Source organism: Micromonospora sp. NPDC049282 (genome assembly GCF_043197045.1).
GTDB lineage: Bacteria > Actinomycetota > Actinomycetes > Mycobacteriales > Micromonosporaceae > Micromonospora.
The window spans coordinates 68,944-94,270 of record NZ_JBICSL010000007.1 but is presented as its reverse complement, the minus strand read 5'-3'; the positions used below and the strand labels follow the sequence as shown (position 1 = coordinate 94,270).

At 74.8% G+C, this 25,327-nt stretch carries 1 protein-coding gene; it reads right to left on the bottom strand.

The window, feature by feature from the left end; all coding sequences use genetic code 11:
* Positions 1–25: 25 nt before the first annotated feature.
* Positions 26–25,297, bottom strand: coding sequence for a type I polyketide synthase (locus tag ACGFI2_RS14325; RefSeq protein WP_393515972.1), 25,272 nt, complete (start codon positions 25,295–25,297; stop codon positions 26–28).
* Between the last annotated feature and the right edge of the window lie 30 nt (positions 25,298–25,327).

The following is a 25,327-nucleotide window of genomic DNA, read 5'->3' as shown; positions in this document are numbered from 1 at the left end:
CCACCGTTACCCATGGTCAGCAACATCAGTCGTTGTCGTTCTCGAGCGCGATCTGGATCAGCGCGTCCACGTCGAGGTTGTCGATCTCCTCGGCCGCCGGACCGGACCCGTCCGGTTCGTCGTCCTCGGCCAGCCCGGCGACGCGCAGCAGCACGTCGAGGACGCCGGCGTCGCGGAGGCGGGCGATCGGCACGGTCGCCAGCGCGGCCCGCAGCGCGATCCCCTGGTCGTCCGGGTCGCCGGTCCGCCCGGCGCACAGCTCGCGCTCCAGGTAGGCCGCGGCGGCGGCCGGGGTCGGGTGGTCGAACACCAGGGAGATGGGCAGGGTGAGTGCCGTCGCCGCGTTCAGCTGGTTGCGGAACTCGACCGCGGTCAGCGAGTCGAAGCCGAGTTCCTTGAAGCTGCGGTTCTCCTCGACGGCGGCGCCGCCGGTGTAGCCGAGGGTGTCGGCGGCGGTGCGGCAGACCAGATCGGCCAGCACCCGGTAGCGGTCGGCCGCCGGGAGTCCGGCGAGCCGCGTGCGCAGCTCCCCGGTGGCCTCCGCCGCCGGCTCCGGAACGTCCGTGCCGTCGGGCGAGGGCGCCACCGTACGCATCAGCGGGCTGGGCCGCATGGCGGTGAAGGCGCCCAGGAACGGCGTCCAGTCCACGTCGGCGACCGTCACGCAGGTCTCGTCGTGGTCGACCGCGTGGCCCAGCGCGGTCAGCGCCGACCGCACCGGCATCGGCCGCAGCCCGCGGCGGCGCAGGAACGCGGCGGCTTCCTCGGTGGCCGCCATGCCGGTGCCGGCCCACGGTCCCCAGGCGACCGCGGTCGCGGTGCGGCCCCGCAGGCGGCGCTGCTCGGCGAGCGCGTCGAGGGCGGCGTTGGCCGCGCTGTACGCCGCCTGGTGCCCGCTGCCCCAGATCCCGGCGATCGACGAGAACAGCACGAACGCGTCCAGTGGCGCGTCGGCGAGCAGTTCGTCGAGGTGGCGGGCGCCGTCCACCTTGGCGCGCAGCACGCTCGCCACGTGCTCCTCGGTGGCGGTGTCCAGCGTCTGGCCGGTGTCGACGCCGGCGGTGTGCACGACGCCGGTGACCGGCCGGTCCGCCGGGACGGTGGCGAGCACCGCCGCGAGCGCGGCCCGGTCGGCGACGTCGCAGGCCGCGACCGTCACCTGGGTTCCGGTGGCGAGCAGGCCGGCGGTCAGTTCGGCGGCCCCGGGCGCGTCCGGCCCGCGCCGGCTGAGCAGGAGCAGGTGCTCCGCGCCCCGCTCGGCGAGCCACGTCGCGACCTCGGCGCCCAGCGCGCCGGTGCCGCCGGTGACGACCACGGTGCCGGCCGGGCGCCAGGGCGACCGGGCGGCGGGCAGCGTGGCGGCCCGGGTGATCCGGCGGCCCGACGCGCCGCCGTCGCGCAGGGCGACCTGGTCCTCGTCGCCGCCGAGCACCCGCGTCAGGTCGGCCCGGGTGCGGGCGGTCCAGCGGGCCGGGCCGTCGATCAGCCCGCCCCAGGTCTGCGGCCAGTCCAGCGCGGCGGCCCGGCCGAAGCCCCAGATCTGCGCGTGCGCGACGTCCACGTCCGGGTCGGCGCCGGTCTGCACGGCGGCGCGGGTCAGGCACCACAGCGGTACGCCGATGCCGGAGTCGTCCAGGGCCTGGACGACCGTGAGGGTCCGGGCGGCCGCCTCGGCCAGTCCGGCGGGCGGCACCCACAGCACCCCGGCGGGGGTGCTCCCGTCGGCGGCGGCGCGCAGGGCGACGGCCAGGTCGGTACGGGTCGCCGCGTCGCGCACCGGCACGACGTCGTCCAGCGGCGGCTCGTCGCCCGGCGCGGCGATCACCAGCCACGGCCCGGACGCCGGCGGGGCGGCCGGGTGGTCCAGCGGCTCCCACCGCACGGCGTGCCGCAGGTCGAGCACGGCCGCCTGGTCCCGCTGCCGGCGGTGCCAGGTCGACAGCGCGGGTAGCACGCTACCGAGCGCCGCCCGGGACGGGGCGTCGGCGTCGAGATCCAGGTCGGCGGCGATCGCGTCCAGGTCGCCACCGGCCACCGCCTCCCAGAAGTGCCGCTCGGCGACGCCGTCCCCGGCCGTGCGGGCGGCCCGGTCGGCGAGCCAGAACCGCTCGCGCTGGAAGGCGTACGTCGGCAGGTCGATCCGGCCGGCGGTGCCCGGATACCAGTTGTCCCAGCGCACCGGGGCACCCTCGGCGGACAACCGGCCGACGGCCTGGGTCAACGTCTCGGCCTCGTCGCGGTTGCGCCGCTGGGTGGCGACGACGACCGGGGCAAGCTCGCCGCCGGCCGGTTCCCGCAGGCACGCCGGCAGCATGGCGGCGAGCACGCCGTCCGGCCCGACCTCGACGAACGCGGAAACGCCGTGGTCCTGCAGCCAGCCGACGCCGTCGGCGAAGCGGACCGTCTCCCGCGCGTGCCGCACCCAGTAGCCGGCCGAGTAGTCGTCGACCGGTTCCCCGGTCAGGCCGGACACGATCGGGATCAGCGGACGCCGGTACGTCAGGCCGCCGGCCACCTCGGCGAACTCGGCCAGCATCGGGGCCATCAGCGACGAGTGGAACGCGTGCGACACGGTCAACCGGGTCGTCTTCGCGAACCGGGGCGCCAGCTCGTCGATCGTCTCGGCCGGGCCGGCGACGACGACCGAGGTCGGGCCGTTGACCGCGGCGATGTCCACCCCGTCCGGAAGCAGCGCCCGGACCTCGGCCTCGGTGGCCTGCACCGCGAGCATCGCGCCGCCGGCCGGCAGCGCCTGCATGAGCCGGCCGCGCGCGGCGACCAGGGTGACCGCGTCGTCCAGGCCGAGCACCCCGGCGACGTGCGCCGCGGCGATCTCCCCGATCGAGTGCCCGAGCAGCAGGTCGGGGTGCACGCCGCACGACTCGAGCAGCCGGAACAGCGCCACCTCGACCGCGAACAGGGCGGCCTGGGCGTGCACGGTCCGGTGGATCTCGTCCGAGGCGAGCGCCTCCCGCAGTCCGTCGAACCGCCCGCAGATCTCGTCGAACACCTCGCCGAACACCGGGAACCGGTCGGCCAGCCCGGCGCCCATGCCGATCCGCTGGGCGCCCTGGCCGGTGAACAGGAACGCGGTCCGGCGGTCCTGGGCGGCGCCGGTGACCACCGCGGGGGTCGTCGCGTCGGTCGCGAGCGCGTCGAGCGCGGCGGCGTACCCGTCGCGGCCGGTGGCGGTCAGGACGGCGCGGTGGCCGAGGGTGGCCCGGGTCGCGGCGAGCGCGGCCCCGACGTCGGCCGGGTCGAGCTGCGGTTCCCGGTCGAGCAGGTCGCGCAGCCGGGTGGCCTGCGCCCGCAACGCGTCGGGGCTCTGGGCGGACACCGTCCACGGGAGCGGTCCGCCGGCGCGCGGCGCGACTGCCGGCGCGCTGTCCGCGGGCGGTGCCTCGAAGATGGCGTGCGCGTTGGTGCCGCTGATGCCGAACGACGACACGGCGAACCGCCGGGGCCGGTCGTCGGCGCCGTCCCACGGCCGCGCCTCGGTCAGCAGCCGGACCGACCCGGTGGACCAGTCCACCTCGGGCGTCGGTTCGTCGACGTGCAGGGAGGCCGGCAGCGCCTCGTGCCGCAGGGCCATCACCATCTTGATGATCCCGGCGACGCCGGCCGCCGCCTGGGTGTGCCCGATGTTGGACTTCACCGAGCCCAACCACAACGGCCGGTCCCGGTCCTGGCCGTAGGTGGCCAGCAGCGCCTGCGCCTCGATCGGGTCACCCAGCTTCGTGCCGGTGCCGTGCGCCTCGACCACGTCCACGTCGGCGGCGTTCAGCCCGGCGCCGGCCAGCGCCTGCCGGATCACCTTCTGCTGCGCCGGGCCGTTCGGGGCGGTGAGGCCGTTGGAAGCGCCGTCCTGGTTGACCGCGCTGCCGCGCACCACCGCGAGGATCCGGTGGCCGTGCCGGCGGGCGTCGGACAGCCGTTCCACCACCAGCACCCCGGCGCCCTCGGCCATGCTCGTGCCGTCGGCGGACGCCGCGAACGGCTTGCACCGGGCGTCCGCGGCGAGGCCACGCTGGCGGGCGAACGAGGTGAAGATGCCCGGATTGGTGAGCACGGTGACACCGCCGGCCAGCGCCAGGTCGCACTCGCCGGCGCGCAGCGCCTGCGCGGCCAGGTGCAGCGCGACCAGCGACGACGAGCAGGCGGTGTCGATCGTCACCGCCGGACCTTCGAGGCCGAACTGGTAGGCGACCCGGCCGGACATGACACTGGTGACCGAGCCGGTCAGCAGGTGTCCTTCCACGCCGTCGGGCAACTCCACGCCGAGCCCGTACGTCGAGGACGCGCCGCCGACGAACACGCCTGTGGACGAGCCGCGTAGCGAGTCCGGGGAGATCCCGGCGCGCTCCAGCGCCTCCCACGACACCTCCAGCAACAGCCGCTGCTGGGGGTCCATCGCCAGGGCCTCCCGCGGGGAGATACCGAACAGGCGGGCATCGAAGTCGGCGGCGGCGTCGACGAATCCGCCTTCGCGCACGTAGGTGGTGCCGGGACGGTCCGGGTCCGGGTCGTACAGGTTCGCCAGGTCCCAACCCCGATCCTGCGGGAACCCGGTGATCGCGTCTCGGCCGCCGGCCACCACGTCCCAGAGCTGCTCCGGCGACGACACGCCACCCGGCAGCCGGCACCCCATGCCCACCACCACGACCGGGTCGTCGTCCACGACCTCGACGGACGGCCGGGCGACGGGCGCGGCCGGGCCGCTGTCGCCGGTCAGCCGCTCCAGGAGGAACGCGGCAAGCGCCGCCGGTGACGGGTAGTCGAAGACCAGCGTCGCGGGCAGCAGCACACCGGTCGCCGCGCGCAGCCGGTTGCGCAGCTCGACCGAGGTCAGCGAGTCGAAGCCGAGCGCCTTGAACGCCTGGTTCGGGCTCATCGCCTCGGTGGGTTCGTGGCCGAGCACGGCGGCCGCGTGGCTGACGACGGTGTCGAGCACGAACCGGTGCCGGGCGGCTTCGGGCAGGGCGGCGAGCCGGCCGGCGAAGCTGTCGGTGTCCGGTGCGGCGTCGCCGGCCCGGCGCAGGGCGGGCCGGACGAGTTTCCGGAGCAGGGCCGGCACCTCGACGTCCCCGGCGCGGTAGCCGGACAGGTCGAGGCTGATCGGCACCACATGCGACGACGACAGGCGCAACGCCTCGTCGAACAACGCCACACCCAACCCCGACGACAACACCCCACCGATACGCGCCACCGCACGCCCACTCAAATGCGACGTCATCTCCGACAACGCCGCCCACAACCCCCACCCCAACGACAACCCCGGCAAACCCTGCACCCGACGCCGCGCAACAAGACCATCAAGGAACGCATTCGCCGACGCGTACGCCGCCTGACCCGCCGTACCGAACGTCGCCGACGCCGACGAGAACACCACGAACCACGCCAGATCCCGACCCCGCGTCAACTCATCCAGATGAGCCGCCGCCACCGCCTTCCCCGCCCACACCGACGCCACCCGCTCCACCGACAAACCCTCGAACGCGCCGTCATCCAACACACCCGCCAGATGCACCACCCCGGACAAGTCCTCGATCCCGTCGAGCACCTCCGCCAACGCCGCCCGATCCGCCACGTCCACCGCCAGCACCCGCACCTCGGCACCGGCCCCCCGCAACCGTGCGACGAGATCCTCCGCACCCGGCGCGGCCGGACCACGCCGCGACAGCAACACCAGATCCCGCACCCCGTGCGCGGCCACCAGATGCTCCGCGAACAACCCACCCAACACGCCCGTCCCACCGGTCAACAGCACCGTGCCCGACGGCGCCGACGGGATCGTCAACACGATCTTGCCGACGTGCCGACCCTGCGACATGAACCGGAACGCCTCCGCCGCGTCCCGCACGTCCCACACCCGGAACGGCAGGAGCGACACCTCACCGCGGTCGAACATCGCGAGCACGTCCCGCTGGATCGGGGCGGTGCGTTCCCAGCCCTCGCTGGCGAGGTCGAACGTCGCGTAGCGCACGCCGCGCTCGGCGATTGCGGTGGGATCGCGGTAGTCGGCCTTGCCCATCTCCACGAAGCGGCCACCGGCGCCGAGCATCCGCAACGACGCGTCGATGAACTCACCCGCGAGCGAGTTCAACACCACATCCACCTGGCCGAACTTCGCCTCGAAACCGGTGTCCCGCGACGACGCGATGTGCGCGTCGTCCAGACCCAGACCGCGCAACACGTCCCACTTCGCCGGCGACGCGGTAGCGAACACCTCGACGCCCCACGCCCGCGCCAACTGGACGGCGGCCATGCCGACACCGCTGGCGCCGGCGTGCACCAGGAGCCGCTCCCCCGCCCGCAGGTCGGCCACGTCCCGCAACCCGAAGAACGCGGTCACGTACGCCGTCGACACCGACGCCGCCTGCGCGAACGACCAGCCGGCCGGCATCGGCGAGACGAGCCGCCGGTCGGTCACCGCCACCGGGCCGAAGGCGCCCACGTACGAGCCGAAGACGCGGTCGCCGGGCTTCAGGTCGGTGACGTCCGGCGCCACCTCGAGGACGACTCCGGCGCCTTCGGAGCCCATGATGCTTGTCGCGGTGTGCACGCCGAGCGCGACCAGGACGTCGCGGAAGTTGACGCCGGCGGCGCGCATCGACACCCGCACCTGACCCGCCGCCAACGGCGCCAGCGCGTCCCCGGCCGGCACCAACGCCAGACAGTCCAACGAGGATCCACCGACCATGTCCAGCCGCCACGCCGGGGCGTCCGGCGCCACGAGTGACGACGACGGCAACGCCCGCACCAGGCGCGGCACCCACACCGCCGACCCGCGCACCGCCACCTGCGGCTCACCCAGGCCGGCCAACCCGCGCAGGAACCCGTCCTCGCCGCCCCCGTCGCTGTCGACGAGCACGATCCGGCCCGGATTCTCCGACTGCGCCGACCGCAACAATCCCCACACCCCAGCCGCGTACGGGTCGACCACCGCGCCACCGATCGGCACCGCGGCGTCGACCACCACAACCAGGACGCCATCGATCGCCGACCCGAGCCACCCCTGAACCCGCTCCAACACCACTGCGGCGTTCGGCGAGTCGACCCGCCACACCTCGGCCGGCACGTCCACGGCGACCGCGTCCCGCAGCGGCGACCAGTCGATCCGCAGCAACGCCTCACGGGTGCCGGCGCCGGTGGAGAGCCCGCCCGCGCCCAGCGCCCGGAAGTCGAGTCGTTCGACGGTCGCGACCGGCGCGCCGGCCGGGTCGGTCACGGTGACGCTGACGGCGTCCGGGCCGGCGGCGCTGATCCGTACCCGGAGCGCGGCCGCGCCCACGGCGGACAGCTGCACACCGGTCCAGGCGAAGGGCAGCGCGATGCCGTCCGTCGTGATGAAGCCGCCCAGCCCGGCGGCCTGCAACGCCGCGTCGAGCAGCGCCGGGTGCAGGCCGTAGCCGGCGCCCTCGGCGGCGATGTCGGCGGGCAGCTCGACCTCGGCGTACACGTCGTCGCCGGCCCGCCAGGCCCGCCGCAGCCCGCGGAAGGCGTCTCCGTAGCCGTAACCGGCCGCGGTCGCGGCCGCGTAGAACGCCGGCACGTCCAGGACCGTGCCGTCCGCCGGCGGCCAGGTGCCGAGACCGGCCGGTGCGGCCGGGCCGGCCGGCTCCAGCGTGCCCGAGGCGTGACGGGTCCAGGGCGCGTCGGCGTCGTGCTCGGGCCGGCCGTAGATCTGCAGGGCGCGTCGCCCGTGCTCGTCGGCCTCGGCCACCCGGACCTGGAGCTGGGCCGCGCCGTCGAGCACGAGTGGCGTCGCCACGGTCAGCTCACCGACGCGGCGGTCGCCGGTCCGCTGGGCGGCCTGCAGGGCGAGTTCCACGAAGGCGGTGCCGGGCAGGACCACCCGGTCGGACACCCGGTGGTCGGCGAGCCAGCCGGGCGAGGTCGGCGCGACCCGGCCGGACAGCAGCACGCCGTCGGTGTCGGCGAGCACCGTGGTGGCGCCGAGCAGCGGGTGGGTCAGCCCGGACAGGCCGATCGCCGCCGCGTCGCCGCCGCCCGCGGTGGGCGCCGGCCAGTAGCGGCGCCGGTGGAACGCGTACGTGGGCAGGTCCCGCACCGTGCCGGCGCCGGTCACCACCGACCAGTCGACGTGACCGCCCAGGGCCCAGAGGTCGCCGGCCGAGCGCAGGATCCGCGCCAGCCCGCCCTCGTCCCGGCGCAGCGAACCGGTCACCAGACCGCCGCGCTCCGCCACCCCGGCGACCAGCACCGGGTGCGGGCTGGCCTCGACGAACAGCCGGTGCCCGGCCTCGATCAGCCCGGTCACCACGTCGTCGAAGCGCACCGGGCGGCGCAGGTTCTCGAACCAGTACGCCGCGTCCAGCTCGGCCGCGTCGACCAGGCCGCCGGTCACCGTGGAGTGGAACGGCACCGCCCCCGCCCGCGGGGTCAACCCGTCGAACGCGGCCAGCAACTCCGCCCGCAGGACGTCGACCTGGGCGCTGTGCGAGGCGTAGTCGACCGGCACCCGCCGGCACCACACGCCCCGCTCCGCGCACCGCACCAGCACCGCCTCGATGCCGGCGACGTCGCCGGACAGCACCACCGACGCCGGCCCGTTGACGGCCGCGAGCGACACGCCGGGCAGCTCGTCCAGCAGTGCGGCGGCGGCGTCGGCGCCGATCGCGACCGCGATCATCCCGCCGGTGCCGGCGATCGCCCGCAGCGCCCGCGACCGGACGGCCACCACCATCGCCGCGTCGGCGAGCGACAGGATCCCGGCGACGGCCGCCGCGGCGATCTCGCCCTGCGAGTGACCGACCACCCCGGCGACCTGGACGCCGAGCGACTGCCAGAGCGCGGCCAGCGACACCATCACCGCCCACAGCACCGGCTGCACGACGTCGACCCGCGACATCCAGCCGTCGTCCGCCGACCGCAGGACGTCGAGCAGGGACCAGTCCACGTACGCGTCCAGCGCCGCGGCGCACTCGACGATCCGCGCGGCGAAGACCGGCGACTCGTCCAGCAGCGTCGCGGCCATCCCGAGCCACTGGGCGCCCTGCCCCGGGAACACCAGGACGACGCTGCCGTCGGTGTCCGTCACCGGCTCACCCGGCTGGATCGCGGTCAGGGCGGCGAGCAGGTCGTCCCCGGTCGACCCGACGGCGACGGCCCGGTGCTCCAGCACGGCCCGGGTGGACCGCAGCGCCCCGGCCACGGCGGCCACGTCGAGGTCGGGCCGGCCGGTCACGAAGTCGGCGAGCTTGCGCGCCTGGCCGGTCAGCGCCTCCGCCGACCGGGCCGACAGCAGCCACGGCACCACCGGCCGGGCCGGCTGCGGCGCGGGCACGACGGCCGGGGCGGCCGGGGGCTCCGCCAGGATCACGTGCGCGTTCGTGCCGCTCATCCCGAACGACGACACCCCGGCCCGCCGGGCCCGGTCGCCGGCGGTCCAGTCCCGGGCCTCGGTCAGCAGCCGTACCGCGCCCGACGACCAGTCCACCTTCGTCGACGGCTCGTCGACGTGCAGCGTCGCCGGCAGCAGTTCGTGCCGCATCGCCAGCACCATCTTGATGACCCCGGCGACGCCGGACGCGGCCTGGGTGTGGCCGATGTTCGACTTCACCGACCCGAGCCACAGCGGCTCGTCGCGGTCCTGGCCGTAGGTGGCCAGCAACGCCTGGGCCTCGATCGGGTCGCCCAGCTTCGTGCCGGTGCCGTGCGCCTCGACGACGCTCACCTCGGCGGGGCTCAGCCCGGCGTTGGCGAGGGCCTGCCGGATCACCCGTTGCTGTGCCGGTCCGTTCGGCGCGGTCAGGCCGTTCGACGCGCCGTCGGAGTTGATCGCGGAACCGGCGACCACGGCCAGGACCTCGTGCCCGTTGCGGCGGGCGTCGGACAGCCGCTCCAGCAGCAGGACGCCGGCGCCCTCGCCCCAGCCGGTGCCGTCCGCGCCCTCGGCGAACGCCTTGCAGCGACCGTCGGGCGCCATCCCACCCTGGCGGGAGAACTCGGTGAAGATGCCGGGCGTCGAGACGACCGCCACGCCGCCGGCCACGGCGAGGTCGCACTCCCCGGCCCGCAGCGCCTGCGCGGCCAGGTGCAACGCGACGAGCGACGACGAACAGGCGGTGTCGACGGTGACCGCCGGGCCTTCCAGGCCGAAGACGTACGACAGCCGCCCGGAGACGACGCTCGCCGAGGTGCCGGTGGCCAGGTAGCCGTCGTGGCCGGCGCCGGCGGCGAGCACGCCGGAGTAGTCCTGGGTGTTCGACCCCACGAAGACCCCGGTCGCCGTGCCCGCCAGGGAGGTCGGCGCGATGCCCGCCTTCTCGAACAGCTCCCAGGTGGTCTCCAGCAGCAGCCGCTGCTGCGGGTCCATCGCCAGCGCCTCCCGGGCCGACACCCCGAACAGCCCGGCGTCGAAGTCGGCCACCCCGGCCAGGAAGCCGCCCGTCGAGGTGTCCGAGCCGCCCGCCGCGAGCCGGTCGAGGTCCCAGCCCCGGTCCCCGGGGAACGGCGTCAGCACGTCGGCGGCGCCCTCGACCACCGCCCAGAGAGCCTCGGTCGAGTCCACCCCGCCCGGGTACCGGCACGCCATGCTCACGATCACCACCGGGTCGCCGGTCACCGCGGCGACCGGGGCGGCGGAGGCCGTGGCCGGCGCTTCGGTGACGCGCTCCACAAGCATCCGGACGATCGCGGCCGGGCTGGGGTGGTCGAAGGCGAGGCTGGCCGGCAGCGCGAGCCCGGTCAGGGTCTGCAGCCGGTCGCGCAGCTCGACCGCGGTGAGCGAGTCGATGCCGAGGTCCTTGAACGCCCGGCCCGCCGGCACCCGGTCCACGTCGGCGTACCCGAGCACCTCGGCCACCGTCCGGCGGACCTGCCCGAGCACCGACCGGCTACGTTCGGCCGCCGGCATCGCGGCGACCTCTGTCGCCCAGCGGCTCGCGGCCGGGACCGTCACCGGTTCGGTGGCGAGCAGGTGCTGGAGCAGCGGGCTGGGCCGGGAGGCGGTGAACGCCGGCCCGAACCGCGCCCAGTCGACGTCGGCCACGGTCAGGCAACCGGCGTCGGCGTCGACCGCCTCGGCCAGCGCCCGGATCGCCAGCGCCGGCGGCATCGGCCGCAGCCCACGACGGCGCAGGTAGTCCTCGGCGCCCTCCTCGCTGACGAGCATCCCGGCCTCGGCCCACGGTCCCCAGGCCACCGCCGTGCCCGCCTTGCCCTTCGCGCGACGCGACTGCACCAACGCGTCCAAAAACGCGTTGCCTGCCGAATAGGCCGCCTGACCGCCGCTGCCCCACACACCGGAGATCGACGAGAACACCACGAACAGGTCCAGGCCATCGGTAAGCGCGTCCAGGTTCACCGCGCCCGCCACCTTGCCCCGGACGATCTCGGTGAACTCCTCCGGAGTCGACTCGGTCAGCAGACCCACCCCGGACACCCCGGCGGCGTGCACCACGCCACGCAGGTCCGCAATCCCGGCCAGCAGCTCCGCCACCAGCGTACGGTCCGCGACGTCACAGGCCACCACGTCCACCCGCGCCGGCGACAGCTCCGCCACCAGCTCGGCGGCGCCCGGCGCGTCCATCCCCCGCCGCGACGTCAACACCAACCGTGACACCCCACGCCCGACCAGCCAACGGGCCACCTGCGCGCCGAGCGCGCCGGTGCCGCCGGTGACCAGGACCGTGCCGTCCCACGTCCGGTGCTCGGCCGGCGTGCTCGCGGCGGCCGGACGCAACCGGCGTACGTAGACCCCGTCGCCCCGCACCGCGACCTGGTCCTCGACGCCGCCGAGAACTGCGGCCAGGCGACCGCGCTCGTGCTCGTCCGGTTCGACCGGGACGTCGATCAGGCCGCCCCACAGCTCCGGCAGTTCCAGGGCGGCCACCCGGCCCGCGCCCCAGACCATCGACGCGGCGACGTCGGTCAGCGGGTCGGACCGGCCCACCGACACCGCACCGGTCGTGATCCACCAGAGGCGGGTGCCGTGCAGGACGCGCACCGTCGTCAGCAGTTCGTGGGCGGTCGCCGGCAGCAGCGACACCACACCGGCGACGTCCGCGTCGAGGCCGGCGAGGTTCTCGTCGTCGACGAGCATCTCGGTGAAGTCCAGACCGGTGCCGCCGAACATCGCGTCGGCCATGCCCGGCCGGGGCACGACCACGACCCACCGTCCGGCGGCCGGCGCGGGCGGCTCGGCGGCCGGTTCCCAGGTGACCTCGTAGCGCCAGGAGCCGGTGGCGCCAGCGGCCAGCCGGTCACGTCGCCACTCGGCGAGCGCGGCGCCGAGCGAGGCCGGTACGTCTGTGTGCAGCAGGTCGGGCAGCCTCTCGTCCTCGACCGCCTGCCAGAACGCCGACTCCACCGGGTCCGCCGTGCGCGGGGCCCGCCAGTACCGGTCCCGCTGGAACGCGTAGGTGGGCAGGTCGACGCGGGGCGCGGCGGGCAGGATCGCGGTCCAGTCCACGGGCACGCCGACGGTCCACAGCTTCGCGACCGCGTGCAGCAGGCACTCGGCCTCGTCGCGGTCCTTGCGCAACGCCGGCGCGCAGCTCAGCTCCGGGGCGGCCAACGCGGACAACACGCCCGCCGGGCCGATCTCCAGGCAGCGGGTCACGCCGTTGGCGGCGAGCCACCGCATGCCGTCGTCGAAGCGCACCGCCTCGCGCACGTGGCGCACCCAGTAGCCGGCGGTGAACTCCTGGACCGGCTCACCGGTCAGGTTCGACACCACCGGGATCCGCGGCGTCCCGAAGGCGATGTGCCCGATCGCGGACGCGAAGTCGGCGAGCATCGGCTCCATCAGCCCGGAGTGGAACGCGTGCGACACCGTCAGTCGGGTGGCCTTCGCGAACCGCGGCGCCACCTCGTCGACAGCCTCGGCCGGGCCGGAGACCACGACCGACGTGGGACCGTTCACCGCCGCGATGTCGACACCCGTGCCGGCGATGGCCTCGCGCACCGACTCCTCGGTGCCCTGCACGGCCAGCATCGCCCCGCCGGCCGGCAGCGCCTGCATCAACCGACCACGCGCCGCCACCAACGTGACCGCGTCGTCGAGCGACAGGACACCCGCCACGTGCGCGGCTGCGATCTCACCGATCGAATGACCCAGCAGGAAGTCCGGCGTCACACCCCAGGACTCCAGCAGCCGGAACAGGGCCACCTCGACCGCGAACAACCCCGCCTGGGTGTGCACCGTCTGGTGGATCGCGTCGGAGTCGATCGCGTCGCGCAACGGCACGTCCAGGAGCTGGTCGAAGCGGGCACAGACCCCGTCGAACGCCTCCGCGAAAACCGGGAACCGATCCGCCAACCGCAGGCCCATGCCGACGCGCTGCGCGCCCTGACCGGTGAACAGGAACGCCAGAGCACCCTCGGACACCACACCCGACACCACAGCCGCGTGCGCACGGACGGCGTCAGGCGCCAAGGAGTCCTGCGGACCGACGGCGTCAGGTACCAAGAAGGGCTTCGGACCGGCGACGTCCAGCCCGGTGGGTGCCGGCCGACCGGCCGGGAAGTTCTCACGGGTAGCCGCCAGCAGGACCGCACGGTGCTCCAGTCCGGCCCGGCCGGTGGCCAGCGACCACGCCACCGCCGCCGGGTCCAGCTCCGCCACGGCGTCCCGCAGCCGGACGAGCTGCCCGGTCAACGCCTCCGGCGATCGCGCCGACACCAGCCACGGCAGCGGGCCGTCGACCTCGGGCGTCTCGACCACGGCCGGCTGCGCGGCCGGTTCCTCCAGGATCAGGTGCGCGTTGGTGCCGCTGATACCGAACGCCGACACGCCGGCACGTCGCCCGCGTCCCCGGGGCTGCCAGGGCTGGGCGGTGGTGAGCAGCTCCACCGCCCCGGCCGACCAGTCCACGTGCGGCGACGGCTCGTCGACGTGCAACGTCGCCGGCAACACGCCGTGCCGCATCGCCATGATCACCTTGATGATCCCGGCGACACCGGCGGCGGCCTGCGTGTGGCCGATGTTCGACTTGATCGAACCCAACCACAGCGGCTGCTCACGATCCTGCCCGTAGGTGGCCAGCAACGCCTGCGCCTCGATCGGGTCACCCAACCGGGTGCCGGTGCCGTGCGCCTCCACCACGTCCACATCGGCGGTGGTCAGGCCCGCGTTGGCCAGGGCCTGCCGGATGACCCGCTGCTGCGCCGGACCGTTCGGCGCGGTCAAGCCGTTCGACGCGCCGTCGGAATTGACGGCGGAGCCTCGGACGACGGCGAGCACGCGGTGGTGGTGACGCCGCGCATCGGACAGCCGCTCCACCAGCAGCATCCCGACGCCCTCGGCCCACCCGGTGCCGTCCGCTCCCCCGGCGAAGGACTTGCACCGGCCGTCCGACGACAGGCCGTCCTGACGGGCGAACTCCGCGAACACCTCCGGACCCGTGATCACCGTGACCCCACCCGCCAGCGCCAGATCACACTCACCCGACCGCAACGCCTGCGCCGCCAGATGCAACGCCACCAACGACGACGAACACGCCGTGTCCACAGTCATCGCCGGCCCCTCGAACCCGAACGAGTACGACACCCGACCCGAGATCACACTGTTCGCCGTACCGGTCAACACATGACCGTCACCACCGTCAGCGGAGTAACCCGAGTTCGACGCCCCCACGAACACACCCACCGGGCGGCCCCGCAACGAGCGCGGGTCCACCCCGGAACGTTCGAGGGTCTCCCACGACACCTCCAACAACAACCGCTGCTGCGGATCCATCGCGACGGCCTCACGCGGGGAGATCCCGAACAGACCGGCGTCGAAGCCGGTGGCGGTGTCCACGAACCCGCCGACCGCGGCGTAGCCCGCGCCGTCCGGCACCGTCCAACCCCGATCGGACGGAAACACCGACATGCCGTCCGCGCCGCCGGCGACCAGCCGCCACAGGTCCTCCGGCGACTCGACCCCACCCGGATAGCGGCACGCCATCCCCACGATGACGATGGCGTCACCGGTCAGCGACTGCGGCACGGCCACGGCCGGCACGTCGGTCGCGCCGGCGAGGCCCAGCGCCTCCAGCAGATGGTCGGCGAGGACCTGCGGGGTGGGGTAGTCGAACACCAGCGACGACCCCAGGTGCAGCCCGGTGGCCGCGTTGATCCGGCTCTTCACCTCTACCGCGGTCACCGAGTCGATGCCCAGGTCCCGGAACGCGGTCCCGGCCTCCACCTGCGCCGCCCCGGAATAGCCCAGGGCCCTCGCGGTCTGCGCCCGCACCAACGCCAACAGCTCGCGTCGCCGCTCGGCGTCCGACAGACCCGCCAGGCGAGCCGTCAGCCCGCCACCGTCAGTGACCTGCTCCGCCGCGACGACGAGCTCACCGAACAGCGGCGCCGGCCGCTGCGCGGCAAACGTCGGCACGAACCGCGACCAGTCCACGTCGGCGACAGTCGTGGTCACGTCACCGGCGTCCACCGCCGACGCCAGCGCCTGCATCGCCAGGTCCGGATCCATCGCCGCCAGGCCACGACGCGCCAGGTATTCGGCGGCGCCCACCTCGCCGGCCATCCCACCCTCGGCCCAAGGGCCCCACGCGACGGCCGTACCCGCCTTGCCGGCGGCGCGGCGCGACTCCACGAGCGCGTCCAGCAGCGCGTTGCCCGCGGCGTACGGGGCCTGACCGCCGCTGCCCCAGACACCCGCGATCGACGAGAACACCAGGAACAGCTGAAGATCGAGGTCGGCGGTCGCCTCGTCCAGATGCAACGCACCGGACACCTTGCCCGACACCACCGCTCCGTAGGAGTCCGCCGACACGTCCAGCAGGGGCTCCGTGCCGGACACCCCAGCCGCGTGCACCACGCCGGTCAGACCCTCGACACCTGCGACCACGCGCCGGACCGCGTCCCGGTCGGCGACGTCGCAGGCCACCACCGACACCTCGGCGCCCTCGGCGCTCAACTCGGCGACGAGCTCGCCGGCACCGGGCGCCCGGTCACCCCGACGCGACAGCAGCACCACCCGCTCCGCGCCACGGCGCACCACCCACCGCGCCACCCGCGAACCCAACGCACCCGTGCCACCCGTGACCAACACGGTGCCCGACAGCGACACCGGGTTCGCCGATCCGGCCGGGGCAGCACGTCGCAGGCGCCGGGCGAAGACCCCGGACGCGCGTACGGCAACCTGATCCTCACCACCCTCGGCGAGCACCGCCGTGAACCGACGAGCCTCCCGCTCGCCCAGGACCGCCGGAACGTCGACCAGACCACCCCAGGTCTGCGGCAACTCCAACGCCGCGACCCGGCCCACACCCCACACCGTCGCGGCGGCCACCTCGGTCACCGCCTCGGAACGACCCACCGCGACCGCGCCACGCGTCACCGCCCACACCCGGGCAGTGATCCCGGCATCCGCGACCGCCTGGAGCAGCACGGTCAACGAAAGGCCCGCGCTTCCGGCCCAGACCACGCCGCGGATGTCGGTGGCCACGGTCAGCAGGCCGGTCAGCACGCCACGGTCGGCCGGCCCCTGCACCCGTACCACCTCGGCGCCCGCCGCCGTCAGCGCGGCGGTCACGTCGGCGGCGTCGGTCGCGTCGTCCGACACCACCAGCCACGCCCCCGACAGGACCGCCGGGGCCGGCTCCGCGATCGGCGCCCAGCCGATCCGGTACCGCCAGCCCGCCACGACGCTCTGCGCGCGACGCCGGCGACGCCAGGCCGACAGCGACGGCAGCAGGCCGTCCAGCGCGGCCGCCCCGTCGGCGGCCAGACCCAGCTCCGCGGCCAACCCGTCCCGGTCCGCCCGCTCCACCGCCGACCAGAAGCCGCCGTCCTCGCCGCCGGCCACCGGTGCCGGCTCGGAGGGGGTCAGCCAGTACCGCTCCCGCTGGAACGCGTACGTCGGCAGGTCCACCCGGGCGGGCGACCGCCAGCCGCCGACCGCCGGCCAGTCGACCGGGACACCGGCCGCGAACAGGTCGGCCAGCGCCCGCAGGGCGGCCCGCTCCTCGTCCTGGTCCTTGCGGAGCAGGGCCACGCCGATGCCGTCGCCCACCAGCCCGGTCAGCACCGCCGCCGGGCCGACCTCGACGAAGCGGGTGGTGCCCTGCGCGGTCAGCCACCGCAGCCCGTCGGCGAAGCGCACCGCCTCGCGGACGTGCCGCACCCAGTAGCCGGCGGTGAACTCCCGCACCGGCTCACCGGTCAGGTTCGACACCACCGGAATCCGCGGCGACGCATAGGAGAGCCCCGCCGCCACCGACGCGAACTCGGCGAGCATCGGCTCCATCAACGACGAGTGGAACGCGTGCGACACCGTGAGCCGAGTGGTCTTGGCGAACCGCGGCGCCAGCGCGTCGATCGCCCCGACCGGCCCGGAGACCACCACCGACGTGGGGCCGTTGACCGCCGCGACGTCCACCCCGTCCGGCAGCACCGCACGCACCTCGGCCTCGGAAGCCCGCACCGCGAGCATCGCCCCACCGGCCGGCAACGCCTGCATGAGCCGACCCCGCGCCGCCACCAACGCCACCGCGTCGTCGAGCGACATGACACCCGCCACGTGGGCCGCCGCGATCTCACCGATCGAGTGCCCGAGCAGGTAGTCCGGGGTCACACCCCACGACTCCAGCAGCCGGTACAGCGCCACCTCGACCGCGAACAAGCCCGCCTGCGCGTGCACCGTCCGATGGATCGCCTCGGACTCCAGCGCCTCCCGCAACCCGTCGAACCGGGCCACGATTCCGTCGAACACCTCCGCGAACACCGGGAACCGCGCCGACAGCCCGGCACCCATCCCGACCCGCTGCGCACCCTGACCGGTGAACAGGAACGCGGTCCGGCCGAGCTGCTCGGTGCCGGGCGTCAGGTTGCCGTCGCGTACGGCTTCCAGGCCGGCGAGGATCTCGTCGAGGTCGGCGCCGACCACCACGGCCCGGTGCTTCAGCGCCTTGCGCCCGGTCGCCAGGGTGTGGCCGACGGCGGCCAGGTCGAGCGGCGGCGCCGCCGCCGCGGCGAAGTCGAGCAGCCGGCCGGCCTGGGCCCGCGCCGCGTCGGCGGTGTGGCCGGTGACCACCCACGGCACCGGACCGGGTGCCGGCTGCGGTGCGACGGCCGACGCCGGGGGCGCCTGTTCGAGCACCACGTGCGCGTTCGTGCCGCTGATGCCGAACGAGGAGACGGCCGCCCGGCGGGCCCGGCCGGTCGCGGGCCAGACCGCGGGCTCGTCGAGGAGGCTCAGCGCCCCGCTGGTCCAGTCCACGTGGGACGAGGGGTGCGCGGCGTGCAGCGTGCGGGGAAGCTGGCCGTGCCGCATCGCGAGCACCATCTTGATGACCCCGGCGACGCCGGCCGCCGCCTGGGTGTGGCCGATGTTCGACTTCACCGATCCGAGCAGCAGCGGGCGCTCCGGGTCCCGGTCCTGCCCGTACGTGGCGAGCAGCGCCTGCGCCTCGATCGGGTCACCGAGGGCCGTGCCGGTGCCGTGCGCCTCGACCGCGTCCACGTCGACGCCGCGGAGCCCCGCTCCGGCCAGCGCCCGGTCGATCACCCGTTGCTGCGACGGACCGTTGGGCGCGGTCAGGCCGTTGGAGGCGCCGTCCTGGTTGATCGCGGACCCGCGTACCAGGGCAAGGATCCGGTGGTTGTTCCGCTGTGCGTCGGAGAGCCGTTCGACGAGCAGGACGCCGGCGCCCTCGCCCCAGCCGGTGCCGTCGGCCTCGGCGGAGAACGCCTTGCACCGCCCGTCGGCGGCCAGTCCGCGCTGCCGGTTGAACTCGACGAAGATGTCCGGCCCGGCCATCACCGTGACGCCACCGGCCAACGCCATGTCGCATTCGCCCTGCCGGAGCGCCTGTACGGCCAGGTGCAGCGCGACGAGCGACGACGAGCAGGCGGTGTCGATGGTGACCGCGGGGCCTTCGAGGCCGAACGAGTAGGCGACCCGGCCGGAGATCACGCTGGTCGCGATGCCGGTCAGGACGTGCCCCTCGGCCTCGGGCGGCAGGTCCGCGCCCTGGCCGTAGCGGGAGGCCGCCGCGCCGACGAAGACCCCGGTCTGGCTGCCGTGCAGCGTCGCCGGGTCGATGCCGGCCGACTCGAAGGCCTCCCAGGAGGTCTCCAGCAGCACCCGCTGCTGCGGGTCCATGGCGAGCGCCTCGCGCGGTGAGATGCCGAACAGCCGCGCGTCGAAGTCGGCGGCGTGGTCGATGAAGCCGCCGACCCGGGTGTAGCCGTCGTGGTCGCCGGCCCAGCCTCGGTCGGCCGGGAACGTCGAGATGGCGTCGGTGCCGGCGGTCAGCAGGTCCCACAGGTCGGCCGGGTTCTCGACGCCGCCCGGGAAGCGGCAGCCCATGCCGACGATGGCGATCGGTTCGTCGGCGTCGAAGGTGGCGACGGCGGCCGGCTTCGCCGCGTCGGTCGTGCCGGCGAGTTGCCGGCCGAGGTAGGTGGCGAGGAGGGTCGGGTTCGGGTAGTCGAAGACGACGGTGGCGGGCAGCCGGATCCCGGCCGCCGCGTTCAGCCGGTTGCGCAGCTCGACGGAGGTGAGCGAGTCGAAGCCGAGGTCCTTGAAGGCGTGCCGGGCGTCGACGGCGTCGGCGCCGCTGTGGCCCAGGACCGCCGCGACCTGGTCGCGGACGAGGTCGACGAGGGTCCGCTCCCGCTCGGCCTCGGGCAGCGCCAGCAGGCGACGCGCCAGGCCGGAGCCGCCGCCGGAGTGCTGGGCGGCACGCCGGCTCGTACCGCGCACCAGGCCGCGCAGCAGCGCGGGCACGGTGCCGGCGCGGCGGAACGCGGCGAGGTCGAGGGTGGCCGGGACGAGGTGCGCGGCGGGCAGGTGCCGGGCCGCGTCGAACAGGGCGAGGCCCAGTTCGTCGGAGAGGGCGTCGCCGGCCCGGGTGACCCGGTCGGCGTCGGTGCCGGTCAGGCGGCCGCCCATGCCGGCGGCGTTGGCCCACAACCCCCAGCCCAGCGACTGACCCACCAGACCGAGCCCACGACGGTACGAGACGAAGCCGTCCAGGAACGCGTTCGCCGCCGCGTACCCCGCCTGACCCGCCGACCCGAACACCGCCGAGATCGACGAGAACACGGTGAACATGGCCAGGTCCCGGTCGCGCGTCAACTCGTCCAGGTGCACCACGGCGTCGACCTTGGGCGCCATCACCCCGGCCACCCGCTCGGCGGTCAAACCGGTGAACACACCGTCGTCGAGGACCCCCGCGCAGTGCACCACACCGGCCAGGTCGTCGATGCCGTCGATCACCGCCGCCAGCGCGGCCCGGTCGGTGACATCCGCCGCGACCACCCGCACCCGCGCGTCCACCTCGGGCGCCGGCCCACCGGAGCGGCTGACCAACACCAGATCCCGCACCCCGTGCGTCTCGACCAGATGCGCCGCGACCAACGCGCCCAACCCACCGGTACCACCGGTGATCAACACCGGCCCGTCGACCGGACGGGGAACCAGCACCACGTTCTTCCCGACGTGCGCCCCACGACTCATCGTGCCCAGCACACCCGGCAACTCCCGCACATCCGCGACCGTCGGCGGCAGCAGGCGCAGATCCCCGGACTCGAACAAGACGACGAGGTCGGCCAACATCACCGCCGTGCGGTCCGCACCCGCCTCCGACAAGTCGAACGCCTTGTACCAGACCCCCAACTCACGCTCGACCTCGACGGCGTCACGGATGTCCGCCTTACCCATCTCCACGAACCGGCCACCCGGGCGCAACATGTGGAGCGAGGCGTCCACGAACTCACCGGCAAGCGAGTCCAACACCACATCCACACCACCGAACACACCCGCGAAACCCAGATCCCGCGACGACGCGATATGACCCGGCTCGACACCCAGATCCTCGACCGCCGCCCACTTCGCCGGCGACGCCGTCGCGAACACCTCCGCACCCCACAACCGCGCCAACTGCACCGCCGCCGAACCCACCCCGCCGGCAGCGGCATGGACCAGCACCCGCTCACCGGCCTGAAGCCGCCCGAGGTCCGCCAGCCCGTACCAGGCCGTCAGGAACGCCATCGGCACCGCCGCCGCCTGCGCGAACGACCAACCATCGGGCATCCGCGCGACCACCCGATGATCCGCCACCACCCGCGGCGCGAACCCACCGTGGAACAGCCCGAACACCCGATCACCGACCGCCAGGCCCGACACGCCGGGGCCGACCTCGACCACCACACCCGCGCCCTCGGAACCCATCACCGCGTCCGGATCCGGATACACACCCAGACCCAACAGCACGTCACGGAAGTTCACCCCCACCGCGCGAACCGCGATCCGCACCTCACCCGCGCCCAACTCCACATCCGGAGTCGCGACGACATCGAGGCTCGACAACGCACCGTCACCACCCGGGGCCACCCGCCACGACTCGGCAGCCGGCGGCAGGGTGAGCGTGGTCGCGGGGAGCGCCCGGGTCAGCCGTGGGGCGAACACCTCGGCGCCGCGTACCGCCAGCTCCGGCTCGTCCCGGGCGAGCAGGTCGGCCAGCAGCGCCTCGGACGGCTCCGCGTGGTCCAGGTCGGCGAGCACGATCCGGCCCGGGTTCTCGGTCTGCGCCGAGCGCAGCAGACCCCGTACCGCCGCGCCGGCCAGGTCGGTCACCGCGCCGCCGACCGGCACCGCACCGCGGGTCACGACCACCAGGCGGCCGTCGGCGAATCGGTCGTCGGCCAGCCATTCCTGCACGCCGGTGAGGGTCTCGGCGACGGCCGTGCGCACGTCGTCGGAGCGGACCGGCAGCACGACGACGTCGGCAACGGGCGCCTCGGCGCGCGACGGCGGGAGCGCGGCCCACGTCACGGCGTACATCGCGTCGCGTACCGCGCTGCCGGCGACGGAGTCGAGCTGGTCGCGGGAGGCCGAGCGCAGGACCAGGCGGCCGACGGTGGCGACCGGGGCGCCGTCCACGTCGGCGACCTGGAGGGAGACGGCCTCCGGGCCGTCGGGGCGCAGGCGGACCCGCAACGTCGGGGCGCCGGAGGCGTGCAGCCGCACCTCGGACCAGGCGAACGGCAGGCGGGCGGCGCCATCGTCCGGCAGCAGCCCGCCGAGCGCGGCGGCGTGCAGCGCGCCGTCGAACAGCGCCGGGTGCAGCGCGAACCGGGTCGCGTCGGCGTGCGCCTCGGTGGGCAGCGCGACCTCCGCGTAGACGTCGCCGTCGCGCAGCCAGGCCTCACGCAGTCCCCGGAACACCGGCCCGTAGCGCAGCCCGGTGCGTGCGGCGGCGTCGCCGTAGAAGTCGCCGAGGTCGATCGGTTCGGCGCCGGCCGGCGGCCAGACCGCGAGGTCGAACGATGCGGCGGTGGGGGTGGTGGCGAGCACGCCGGAGGCGTGGCGGGTCCACTCCGGTTCCGCGCCGGCGTCCGGCTCGGGGCGGGCGTACACCTGGACCGAGCGTTCGCCCGCGTCGTCGGTGACCCGCACCTGGAGCTGGACGCCGCCGGTGGCGGGCAGCACCAGCGGGGTCTCGATGGTGAGATCCGCGATGTCGAGTCCGCCGGCCTGCTGGGCGGCGCGCAGCACCAGCTCGACGAAGGCGGTGCCGGGCAGCACGACGCGGTCCAGCACGACGTGGTCGGCCAGCCACGGGTGGCTGTGGACGGAGAGGCGGCCGGTGAGGAGGATCCCGTCGTGGTCGGCGAGCGTCACCGCGGCGGTGAGCAGCGGGTGTTCGGCGGCGGACAGTCCGGCGGCGGCGATGTTGCCGTGGCCGGCGCGTGCCGGCGGCCAGTAGGACTGCCGCTGGAACGGGTAGGTGGGCAGGTCGACGTGCCCGGCCGCCGGCAGGATGGCGCTCCAGTCCACCGGCACGCCGACGGTCCAGAGCCGTCCGGCGGCGGCCAGCAGCGTGGCGACCTCGTCGCGGTCCTTGCGCAGCGCGGGAACGCAGGCCAGTTCCGGCGCGGCCAGCGCGGACAGCACACCCGCCGGCCCGATCTCCAGGCACCGGGTCACCCCGTGCTCGGCGAGCCAGGTCATGCCGTCGGCGAAGCGCACCGCCTCCCGCACGTGCCGCACCCAGTAGTCGGCGCTGAACTCCTCGACCGGCGCACCGGTCAGGTTCGACACCACCGGAATCCGCGGCGGCGTGTAGGAAAGCCCGCCGGCCACCGACGCGAACGACGCCAGCATCGGCTCCATCAACGACGAGTGGAACGCGTGCGACACCGTCAACCGGGTGGCCTTCGCGAAGCGCGGCGCCAGCTCGTCAATGGCATCAGCCGGACCGGAGACCACCACCGACGTCGGGCCGTTCACCGCCGCGACGTCCACACCGGTGCCGGCGATGATCTCCCGCACCTCCCCCTCGGACCCCTGCACCGCCAGCATCGCGCCACCGGCCGGCAACGCCTGCATCAACCGACCCCGCGCCGCCACCAGCGTCACCGCGTCATCAAGCGACATCACACCCGCCACATGCGCGGCGGCGATCTCACCGATCGAATGCCCCAGCAGGTGGTCCGGGGTGACCCCCCACGACTCCAGCAACCGGAACAACGCCACCTCGACCGCGAACAAACCGGCCTGGGTGTGCACGGTCTGATGGATCGCGTCGGAGTCGAGGGCCTCCCGCAGCCCGTCGAACCGGGCCACGATGCCGTCGAACGCCGCCGCGAACACCGGGAACCGCCCGGCCAGCCCGGCGCCCATCCCGACCCGCTGCGCACCCTGACCGGTGAACAGGAATGCCAGGGCACCCGGCTCGACCACCCCGCCGGCGAGCGGACCGGCGAGCGCGGCCGACAGGTCGTCCAGACCGTCGGCGACGATCACGGCTCGGCTGTCGAGGGCCGCCCGCGTCACGGCGAGGGCCGATCCGAGGGCCGCCGGGGTCGGCGTCGCGCCCGACGACAGCCGGGCACGGAGCCGGTCCGCCTGCTCGCGCAGGCCCGGCTCGGTCCGGGCGGACAGCACGAACGGCATCGGCCCGGGCTGCTCGGCGGCCGGCTCGTCCTCGACCGGGCCGGCTGCCTCCAGCACCACGTGGGCGTTCGTCCCGCTGATCCCGAACGAGGAGACACCGGCCCGCCGCGGCCGGCCGGTCTCCGGCCACGGGCGCGCCTCGCGCAGCAGCGCGACCGCGCCGGCCGACCAGTCCACGTGGGGGGTCGGCTCGTCGACGTGCAGCGTCGCCGGCAACACCCCGGACCGCATCGCCATGACCATCTTGATGATCCCGGCGACACCGGCCGCCGCCTGGCTGTGCCCGATGTTCGACTTCACCGAGCCCAGCCACAACGGCCGGTCCTCGGGCCGGTCCTGCCCGTACGTGGCCAGCAGGGCCTGCGCCTCGATCGGGTCACCCAGCTTCGTGCCGGTGCCGTGCGCCTCGACCGCGTCCACCTCGGCCGGGGACAGTCCGGCGCCGGCCAGCGCCTCCCGGATCACCCGCTGCTGCGAGGGGCCGTTCGGCGCGGTCAGTCCGTTGGAGGCGCCGTCGGAGTTGACCGCGGTGCCGCGCACCACCGCCAGTACCCGGTGCCCGTTGCGCTGGGCGTCGGAGAGCCGCTCCAGCAGCAGCAGCCCGGCGCCCTCGCCCCAGCCGGTGCCGTCGGCGGCCGCCGCGAACGGCTTGCAGCGCCCGTCGGCGGCGAGCCCGCGCTGGCGGCTGAACTCGACGAACGCGGTCGGCGTGCTCATCACCGTGATGCCGCCGGCCAGCGCGAGGGTGCACTCCCCGCGACGCAGCGACTCCGCCGCCAGGTGCAGGGCCACCAGGGCGGACGAGCACGCGGTGTCGACGGTGACGGCCGGGCCCTCGAGGCCGAACGCGTAGGCGAGCCGGCCGGAGATGACGCTCGCCGCCGTGCCGGTGGCCAGGTAACCCTCGGTGGTCTCGTCGTCGCCGGCGATCAGGGAGCCGTAGTCCTGGCCGTTGGTGCCGGCGAACACGCCGATCCGCTGCTGCCGGAGCGAACGCGGGTCGAGGCCGGCGCGCTCGAACGCCTCCCACGCGGTCTCCAGCAGGATGCGCTGCTGGGGGTCCATGGCGGTGGCCTCACGGGGGGCGATGCCGAACAGGCCGGCGTCGAACCGGTCGACCCCGGTCAGGAAGCCGCCCTCCCGGACGTACGACGTGCCGTGCCGCTCGGTGTCCGGGTCGTAGAGCGCGTCGACGTCCCAGCCCCGGTCGCCGGGGAACGGCGCGACCGCGTCGTGCCCGCCGGCGACCAGCTGCCACAGCTCCTCCGGGCTCTCCACCCCGCCGGGGAACCGGCAGCTCATGGCGACGATGGCGATCGGCTCGCGGGCGCCCTCCTCGGCCTCGCGGAGGCGCCGGTTGGCCTGGCGCAGCTCGCCGGTCATCCACTTCAGATGGTCGAGAAGCTTCTGTTCATTCGCCATGGCTGTCCCCTAGTACGCGGTGTTGATTCC

Coding starts and splice junctions, on each gene's coding strand:
- ACGFI2_RS14325 (WP_393515972.1), bottom strand. CDS start 25,297: ATGGCGAATGAACAGAAGCTTCTCGACCATCTGAAGTGGATGACCGGC.